Source organism: Dysgonomonas sp. 521 (assembly GCF_010501055.1).
Lineage (GTDB): Bacteria > Bacteroidota > Bacteroidia > Bacteroidales > Dysgonomonadaceae > Dysgonomonas.
In genome coordinates this window covers 1-10,000 of sequence record NZ_QVMO01000111.1, presented here as the reverse complement: position 1 = coordinate 10,000, position 10,000 = coordinate 1, and the positions used below count along the sequence as shown (strand labels likewise).

Below are 10,000 nucleotides of genomic sequence, written 5' to 3'. Positions count from 1 at the left end.
TGCTAATGAAAACATTTTTTGAAAAGTTAGGAATGAACCCAAACTCTAAAAAAAATAAGCGGATAATTAATGAACTAAAACAATATGGGACTATTGCCGCTTAAAAAAGCTGTTTTTATAACGAACTATTATTATATATTTGTAAAACTTAATTATTCTCTTCAATAATCTTTCTATCAAAGCATCGTTAGCTAAAATATAATTGTAATTTTGTTTTCACACTATTTATTGAACTACCAAAAGATCATGAAAGACGTTATAGAACTGATAAAAGAGAGAGACTACAGGAAAATCTTAAAATGGGCTACTGCACTGACCGATGAAGAGCGCTATAAATATCTGGAACAGCTAAAAACACTGGATGTTGACACAGAGATAATAAAAGAACCTCGTCCCGAAAAATACAATAGAGCATATTACGATAACAGGGCATTGGTAGATAGTACCAGAAGCTTTATGCAGATTTGTTGCCTGCGCAGTTCCAAAGACCTTAGGCTTACTGCGCCGGAATGGAATAAATCGTGGTCTCTCCTCCATTATTATATACAGAAGCCTTTATTTGGTGTAGAGCCGTTAATTGAATATTTTAAAATCTTCAGGCCCGATTATCTGGATAAGATTATTAAAGATATATCGGCAGGAAGGGAAAGTAATAATGATTTCCAGATGCTTTGGCAACTTTATAAAAACGGCTTTATTGATTTTGATGAGGAAATCTTTGTGCGTTCATTATTCATTATCCCGATGTTTAACCGCGATACGATGAAAGATGTCCGTTTCTTGTCGGAAACACCCGAAGCAGTAGGGAAGGTGCTGTTACAATTCTACAAATATGAGATACCTATACTCGATATTTCGAAATGGCAGGCAAAAAAAGAATACGTTTGTAAGAAATGTTTTGAATATTGGGAAGAGGTTTTCAGGGAATTGTTAGAAGCGAACCTTATTACAGACAGGGCAATCGTAAGAAACCTGCTGAGTACACTTACCTATAGCTGGAAAAAGGGACACCTCGATTGGCATATCCGTATGTTAAAGCTGTTCAATCCTACAAAAGAAGAATATCTGGCAAATCAGGATTATCTGTATGCCGCCCTTTATTCTACAAACAGTACGGTGGGCAACTTTGTCGTTTCCACAGCTCAATCCTTATATAAGGAAAAAGACTTTGACGCGGAAGCATTTATACAAGGTATTCCCAATCTTCTCAATAAAGAGAAGAGCGACAAAGCCATATTGACGGCTTTGGATATCGTTTCATACCTGCTGGATAATACTCCTGCTTACCGCAAATATACAGATATACCGGCCGGAGCCCTTGTACAGCCGAATGATAAGATACAAGAGAAAGTAGCCCTTATGTTGGTAAAATACGCCGATAAGAAAGACCTGAAAGAAATAGTAGAACCGTTTGCCGCGGCTCTGAAACAAAAAGCCCTGGATATACTTGGTATAGACAAAGGGGATGTGGAAGGTATCCAGACGGTGGCTTTGGAGAATTATCCGCTGAGTTACCCCTCGGGCTGGGAAGATTTTCTGTTTCATATCGGAAAAACATTGGGCTCTTTAGAGCCATCGGATATAGATATAATGTACGAAAGCCTGATACAGATGCAGGATACTATGCCGGACGATTATCAGTCTCAGTTGAAACCTTATACGAAGAAGCTGGAAAAAGCCTCATCCGAAAAAGAATTATTGTTGTATATCGCTGAACTTTTTGATAATTGGCTTCATCCCGAAAAATCATTTAAGACACATCCTTCTTTTTGGAATAATAGGAATAATCCTAACCCTTTTATGCGGCACAGGAACAAATGGGTATTATCAAAATTGCGGAGAAATGTCAAGTTGCCGCTATTATCCAGTCCTTCACATTATCCTTTCTATGTTCATCCTTCAATATTGGTTTCAAGACTGTCTGAATATGAAAGAGCAGGGGAGGCAGTTGAAATAGAAGACCTGATAGTGGCCTGTAACCGTATATTGAAAACCGATATATCGGACAAAACAGGAAAAGAGGCTAAAGAGTTGAAAGGATATTATGCAAAAGCCATTCACTACTTACTGGGCCTGACAGATAAAATAGACCTAGATGATAAAACACTGCCACTGTGGGCAGCCATAACACGTACTACAGATGCGAATGGTATTTTTAATGAATTCGAGGCCACTCAGATAAAAGATTACCCTGTTGCTGTAAATCCTTTCCGGATTTCATATACCATAGAACGGGACTATTCCAAGTCGGGGGAATATCACTGGGATCGCCTTATTTTAGAGGACAATTGGAGCTATTCCTACAACAGGAATAAGAAGAAAGGCTCTTATCCGTCCCTTTACTTCTATACAGCACACAACGGTATGGAGTTTTATTCTAAAACCGGGATGCTTTACTGGCTCAGCCTCGTACCTCACTATTGCGATGCGGTGCTATTGCGCTATTTGCCGGATACAGCTTCAGGAAATGAAGTTGCGGAATTTGAATATTGCCTTTATCCATTGCAGTTCTTGATAGAGAATCAGATACGGGTACATCACAACGGCTGGTTATATATAGCGCTTTGCCTGATATTCGAGAAGAAAGTATCGCGAGAACTGGCGGCTGAATATATTAATATGGCATTCGATCTGGATTTCATCGATAAAGAATTTTTATCCGAAAATATAGCTTATATGATAATGAATATGTTTGCTCCTGTAAACAGGCTTATCGAATATTTCGACCAGCCATATCCCGATCATATAAGAGAGTTCCAGTTATCGATATTAAAGAAGTGCATAGAGAAAGCAGATAAGAAATCTTTACCTACCAATTTTAAGAAAATAACTGCTTATTATGTAGAAATATGTAATCAATTGAAAATAGAGATTGATAATCAGATAGGAACGAGAATGAAAGAGCTGAAAAAATAATACACGACTAACTCAGGCTTATGGCTATAATCGAAGAATTTAAGATAATCTACTACAATAACCAGACAAATAAGGTAATCCCTTTTCTGCAGAGGCTAACGGCAAAAGAGAGAAAAGAACTGGCCCGGGATATGAAACCCCTTACTGAGGAAAAGAAAAAGCATAACAGAAATATCTTTTTCGCGGCAGCTCTGGCTTGTTGTACCAAGACACAATACAGGATATATACGGAGTGGATGAGTGGGCGCCTTACCGAATTGGTTGATGAGGTATTGGCATGGCAGTGCCCTGCATGGTTATCCGAACATTATAACAAACAAGCCGAGAGAGATTGGTATCTGATTGACTATCATAATGTTCTCAATTGGCAGCTAAAGGGCTATTTATCTCCATCTCCGATGTTGATAGCGCGTTCATTGGCTTCTTCATTTTGTGGATGGAACCCTGATACTAATTCAATGGTCTATGAGCCCGAAGTATTGGAAATAGCCCCTATAACACTGGACGAACATATTTGGACGCTCTTTCAGGTTGAGACCAGTATTTATTATCGTGATAACTATTTCGCGTCAGAGGATAAAGATAATACCGAAATATGGAAGAAAGTATTGAAGGGATATGCCGATAGCGGGAGAATAGACCGGATACGGGTATTGAAGGAATGCTTACTGACTGTCAATTTCGACTTTAAGAGAGATATGGCGGGATGGTTTGCGGACCTCTTCGTTTATATGCAACCGTCATTAGATGAATTATTACAGATACAGGACGAGTTATTTATCGCTTTTATGAGCAAGTATCCGAAGATGATAAATAAATCGCTGGATGAAATAAAGAAAATAGCTTCACATAAAGATTTCAGTATCGATGATTTCATATTACGGTTGCCTTTACTATTATCGTCCGAAACAAAGTCTATTGTAGTGTCCTCGTTGATGATCCTTGAAAAAACATCAGAGGCACATGCTGATAAAAGAGACTTAATCTGTTCAGAACTAACCCCTGTCTTCCTGAATAAGGATGAGGCTGTGCAGACCCGTGCGGCAAAGATTATCGTGAAATATGGCAATACTGATTCTGATAATCTGAAATCGGCGGTACAAGCATATTCGGACTCCATATTGATGTCTGTTAAACCTTTGTTAGAGGCCTATATGACAATTGAGGCAACAGTTATAGTGCCTGATGAGGTCGATACTCAGCAGATATTGAATGCTTTAGATGAAAATAATTGTATTCCATCTGTGGAAACGTTTGACGATCTCATTTTCTTCCTGCCCAAAGCCTTCAATGACAAAGAACCATACTATAGGGATTTGCTATTGCCCACGCTGATAAAACTGAATCATCTGGTAACCGAGACCAATATCGAACAGTTGGAAGTCGCCTTAAGAAAAGCCTATGAAGTGACCTTGCATCAGCCATTCTGGCATAGTTTCCATCATAAGACAAATGAGTTTGAAACATCTTCATTTTGGGGCGAAGGTTTGTCTTATCATTGGGCCACCTTATTCTTTATCAATTATTGCCAATATCTGGCAAAGAAATATCCGGCAGCATCGGCATTTATTACGGATATGCACAGAGAAGCTGTGGATGCCGATAAGAAAAGGACTTTCCGTAGTCAGTACCTTAAATACTACAGGCAGGTATTGCCGCAGAAGGATTGGGCGGGGAAAGAGTATAAGGTATTCCGTCCTTACTATCATATTACTCAGGTCGCTTTATCCTATATAGAAAAGGGGATTACTCTACCTTTACTTTCTACGCCTACACATAGCCCAACATGGATCGACCCTGCAATTCTGATTGAGCGTATTTTACAGTATCAGTCTGCAAGTACAATACCGGATAAGGCTGATCTGGATGTCGCGCTTTCCAGATGTCCGGAAGGGCATATAGACGAACTGGTAGATATGGCAGGCAAAAGCTTGGATGAAGAATACAAGGAATTGGTAATATCTTATTTCTCAGACAGGAAAGCAGAACAAAAGAAGAAGTCTTTTTTGTCCCTCCTCGCAAAGGAAGAAACCCCATATAACAGGAAAGCACTGATTGAGCATTATAACTGTTATTCGTGGCAGATAGGCGATGAAAAGAAAAAGGACTCTACATGGACAGAACGCCCTGTAATAGACTTTAATATCCCTGCGTCTCCTTGGGAAAAAGAAGATAATCTGTACTCCGGCACAGGCGATAATATACGCTACTGCATAGGTCCCAGCGATGTCAGGCAATTCGTTTTCCTGTACCCCGCTCTTGCCGCGTTGCCGTATGCGCAGATTATAAAAGACCGTTTTGAATTTGCCCAGATACCGAATGCCGAAACCCGTGATTTCCTGCAAGAAGCCGTAGCAGCGCTATATGAGCTGAAGATAGGGTTGGGCAGTGTTACGTCCTTATTTCTGGCTTGTTGTATGCTGTGTTCAGAAAAGAATATACGGAACTATTCCGCAGAAATATGGCTTGAAAGAACTTCGTCTGGTTTGATTGACAATGAAGAGTTTGGGCGAGTGATAGGTAAGCTGGAAAAAGGTGAGTGGGCGCCATTGAAGCGCCTTACCGACCTTATATCGGATAACCTGCTGGGTGTAAGCGGTATTCATAATAAGGGCTTGGAGCAGATGATTGTAGCTGTTCTTTCGCAGATAGACAAGCCTGTGGCTAATACGAAAAAACTGCTGGAAATATATAATGAACTTCTGGCATTGAATAATTCTACCTGCAATGTTTCGGCCATACCTCAGCTAAAAGACTGGTCAATGGAGAGCAGCCTGAAAAAAATAGTAAAACAAATAACAGAGAAAATATAGATGAAGGATGTACTTATAGATATACTGGATAATGAAAAAACGGATGAAATCATCCCTTTCCTGAAATCATTGGATCAGGAGCAAAGAGCACGCCTTGTACCTGCAATAAAATCGAAACTAAAGGAATATACACAGGTCGACCCTTTGCATAAACATGGTACTTACTGTGGAAGTAAGAATCAGTTTACGATTATTTCCATTGCTATGTTTACCTGTTTCGACTACAAAGACTATAAGCGTAACCATATAACCATCAGTTACCTGACTCCCGGATTCATTAAATTTCATGAACATTCGCAACGGGATTTGATGGAAAAAATAAAAATAGATGATATTCTGGAATGGTATCATCCGGAATGGATGGGAGACTTTCTGAATGACAGCAAAGCCAACTTTGACTATTGGTGTGCCGGATATGAGGAGTTGATAAAGTGGTACGATAAAGGATATATAGACAGGCTTACACCCGAAATTATTGTAGCAACTTTACCGAAATCAGTTTACGAATGGAAATTAGTAGACGGGGAAGTTATATATACTTTTCATTTCGAAATATTAAAGGAATATGCAATAACGCTCGGGGAACATATCTGGCTATTGTTTGAATATCCGTCAACTATCTGCTATGAAGGTAAGGATGGTAAGCTATGGATGGACATATTTAATACTTTATCTTCTGATGGCAGTATAGATCGTATGCAGCTATTAAAAGAGACCCTGCTTACGGCAAACAGAAATTTTAATAAGGTACAGACTGGTTGGTTCGTAGATTTGTTCAATAGCCTGCAACCTACAGAAGAAGAATTGCTGAATTTACAGCCTGAGTTATTATCCACACTGGCCTCTTCACAATCAAAAGCGGTGGGGAATGCTATCAATCAGGTAAAGAAGATATGCCTTGTTACAGGATTTGACATAGAAGATTTTCTGGGCTATCTATCCGCGACCGTTTCTTCAGTCACGAAAGCAATCGTAAATACATCATTGGATATTGCGGAAAAATTAATGGGGAAAAATCCGGCGCTCACAGACCGGATATCTATTATACTCTGCAACGGGTTCCTGAGCAAAGATGAATCTATACAAAAAAAACTAGCTAAACTAATCGTCAAATATGGCGGTAAAGACAACCTGAAAGAACATATATCGCCGTATTCCGATAATATTCTAATGTCGGTTCGCCCACTGTTGAAAGATTTTTTGGAAGCAGGAGAGCCAAAACCGTTATCCGGCGATACAGAAGAAACAGCTATCGTATTTCAGTTGATAAATGATGAGAATAAAATACAGGAAATCACTGCATTCGATGATTATCTGTTTTTCCTTACACAGGCTTTTGACAATAACAATCCGTATGATGTATTCCTGATTCCTTACTATATCCGGCAGTTCGACAGTCAGATAACAAGTGAGAACCTTGTAAAACTGGAACCCGCGTTCAAAAAAGCGGCGAACGTGATGAATACATGGGGAATAGGCAATCTGGATAAATTATATGCTACATTTTTCTTTAGTTATGGTAAGCATTTGCTCAATAAATATCCGGAGGCGTCAGAGGCTATTAGCCGGTTAATCGAAGAAAAGAATTATAAAGATTTTGCCAATTGGCGCTCAAAGAGTTTTTATATAGAAACATATCCTTTCTACTTTCTCTTATTAAAAACATTGGATAGTGTACGGAAAGGGGAGGAGTTTAGCCTTCTGTCGAGACCTACACACGCGCCTCTGTGGATAGACCCTGTGGAATTGGTAAACAGGCTGTCAGGCTATCAGGGAAAAGGCATCGTTCCTTACGGGCTGGACATGCAATTGGCAATACAACGTTGCGCGCTGGATGATACTACTGTTGCACTCGGATTGGCTAAGGAGAAACTGAAAGGCGAATTACGGGATTTGATGCTTTTTTTGTTCGATAAATCTATTGCTGCGCCTCTATCCGTAGAGCATCCCTCTTGGTGGATGACCGCGGCGATAACCCGTGAACCGAATGCCGTTCCTGTTTACCGCAAAGAATGGGGATTCGAGGCCATTCCTGAAGAATGCTTTACGGGAAATCTCGGATGGAGCATGAAAGAGGCTGCCAACGGGGCTGTGACTTTTGATATAAGGATGCCGATCTACTCTCTTCGGAATACGGAATCAATCCTGTTTTCGGAATATGTTTTCAGTTGTTTCCGCGCCAAGTCTATTCTTGAAGGCGATGTCGTGCGCCAGATTTGTTCTTCGCCATACAATCATGATATAATCACAGGGCATATCTTAAGCCATGTGACTGACGGCTCCATAATGGATTCGATGTTAAAATCGAGGATGCTAAACGCTTTGCAATCATTGTATATGCTTCGTTTGCCATTTACTAAAATGGATTACCTTCTTGCTTGTTTTTGTTTTCTTTCTCCGGATAAGACAATCAGGGATTTTGTGGCCGGACTATGGCTGAGGGCAATGCAGGATGGTTCTCTGAAAAATGAAGATTTAGGGTCATTGTTAGGCAAGATACTTCAATCGAAGTGGGGGCCTGTAAAACGGCTTACAGACTTGATAGAAGGGAATATGATGAATGCTTCATCAGCCTGTAATATTGAACTGGAGCGTATGATTGTAAATGTATTGTTGAATATTGAAGAGCCTGTTACGAACCTGAAAAAACTATTGGAACTTTACAGCGAACTATTATCATTGAATAAATCCGGCGTGGACGATACGTTGAAAAAACAGTTGGTTTTATGGGCTGACAACAGTACCTTAAAGAAGGCAGTGAAACAGATTTTGGAAATAAAATAAAGAAGCAGGAATATATGGAAGATTTATTAACCTACAGATATGCAAATCCGTCCGGTCTTGTAAAAAAGGCCGGTAAAGAAGAACTTTTCCTTTCGAAATACAGTGAGATACAGAAAAATACCGATGCTCCCTGTTTCTTTTGGGGAAATATAATGAATCCGTTCATTATGGCGCGTTGCCTGATTACATTGTCCAATATAGTGAAATCGAGTTTCAATATGTCGCCTTTCCAGATGGCATTGCTCAAAGACCCGATTGTAACAGCCGGGAACGAGCGTGTACGTTTCGAAGGCTTTTCTCATTGTGCGGGTGTCTATGCCCGCGTAGACGTTTTGCCGAACGGACTGGACGGGGAATTTCTGGAAAACGGAACGACAAATGTAGACTTTAACCAACCGATGCTGACAGCGTTGGGCAGTATTCGCCAAAATGAAAAGGTAATGCTCTCTATAGGACAAAAAGAAGTCGGGTTACATGTGGATGGAGATAAAACTGTGGAGCGTAAAGTACCTTTACCTACAAAATGGATTAAGGGTCTCAGTACGGTGCAGATTTACCTGTCGAAAGCGGAAAAGGTGCATACTTTCAACCGTATACAGACACAGCAGCTATTCAGAGGTATTCCCAAGGGGCAGGTAAGGAACGATTATTACCTTATCCTGCGGGGAAGCATGCCTGTATTTTCTCCGGTAAAAGCCGCGAATGCTATCTGTATAGGTGGATTGCACCGCCTTCGTTTGTTGGACCCTTTGCTCCCGTATATTGATAGTATGCAGGTCTTTCCTCATCCGGATATGCAGTCTACCACATGGCAATTATATTTCGGTAATATATGCTTTAGTTTCTCCTTGTCACGCGATAGCTGGCGTGGTTTTTCGGGGGAGGGCGCGGCGCTTGATTCTCTGGTAGATGATATGCCGGACGAGTTGATCGATGTCTTCGACAAATACGCTTATGCGAATCAGGCTTTCAATCCTACACTATTTGCGATGGAGGAAAATATCGACTTTAAGAATGTGGACAACCTCACAGGCCGTTTGGCAGCGATGGGGCTATTGGGATTTGATCTGAATGAAAATCAGTTCTTCTATCGCCGGTTGCCATTCAAGCTTAGCCGCATAATGAGCCTGAACCCCCGCCTGAAAAATGCAGAAAAACTGATTGAGAGCGGGAAGGTAGATATAATCAGTAATTCGGAGGGTAGGATAGAGGCCAGGGTTGAAGGTAGCGGTGTACGCCATACTGTAATAATGGATGCCCGTGGAGAGCGATGTACCTGTGACTGGTACAGCAAGCATCAGGGCGAAAGAGGCTCGTGCAAGCATGTGTTGGCCGTGAAAAAGATTATATCGTCTGATCGGTAAGATATATTATAAGCTAAGTAACTGTTAAGTAATCCTTCGGTCTCGGTCATCTTTTACAAGATTTATATAGTTTTTACCTTTGCATAGGAGAGAGTTAACGATAAATTAAGGAGCCATCAGTTT

At 40.5% G+C, this 10,000-nt stretch carries 4 protein-coding genes; all 4 read left to right on the top strand.

The genetic code is table 11. The annotated features are described in order from the left end of the window. Positions 1–246 precede the first annotated feature (246 nt). The 4 genes from D0T84_RS19740 to D0T84_RS19725 are packed head-to-tail and all read left to right on the top strand — an operon-like array spanning position 247 to position 9,877. Positions 247–2,916 (top strand): DUF6493 family protein, encoded by a 2,670-nt coding sequence (locus tag D0T84_RS19740; protein ID WP_163309571.1) that lies wholly within the window; start codon positions 247–249, stop codon positions 2,914–2,916. 20 nt (positions 2,917–2,936) lie between these two features. Then, positions 2,937–5,729 (top strand): DUF6493 family protein, encoded by a 2,793-nt coding sequence (locus tag D0T84_RS19735; RefSeq protein ID WP_163309570.1) that lies wholly within the window; start codon positions 2,937–2,939, stop codon positions 5,727–5,729. After that, positions 5,730–8,513 (top strand): DUF6493 family protein, encoded by a 2,784-nt coding sequence (locus D0T84_RS19730; protein ID WP_163309569.1) that lies wholly within the window; start codon positions 5,730–5,732, stop codon positions 8,511–8,513. A gap of 14 nt (positions 8,514–8,527) precedes the next feature. After that, the gene (locus tag D0T84_RS19725; RefSeq protein ID WP_163309568.1) at positions 8,528–9,877 is read left to right on the top strand and encodes an SWIM zinc finger domain-containing protein; all 1,350 of its coding nucleotides are present in this window, start codon (positions 8,528–8,530) and stop codon (positions 9,875–9,877) included. The last annotated feature ends 123 nt before the right edge of the window (positions 9,878–10,000 follow it).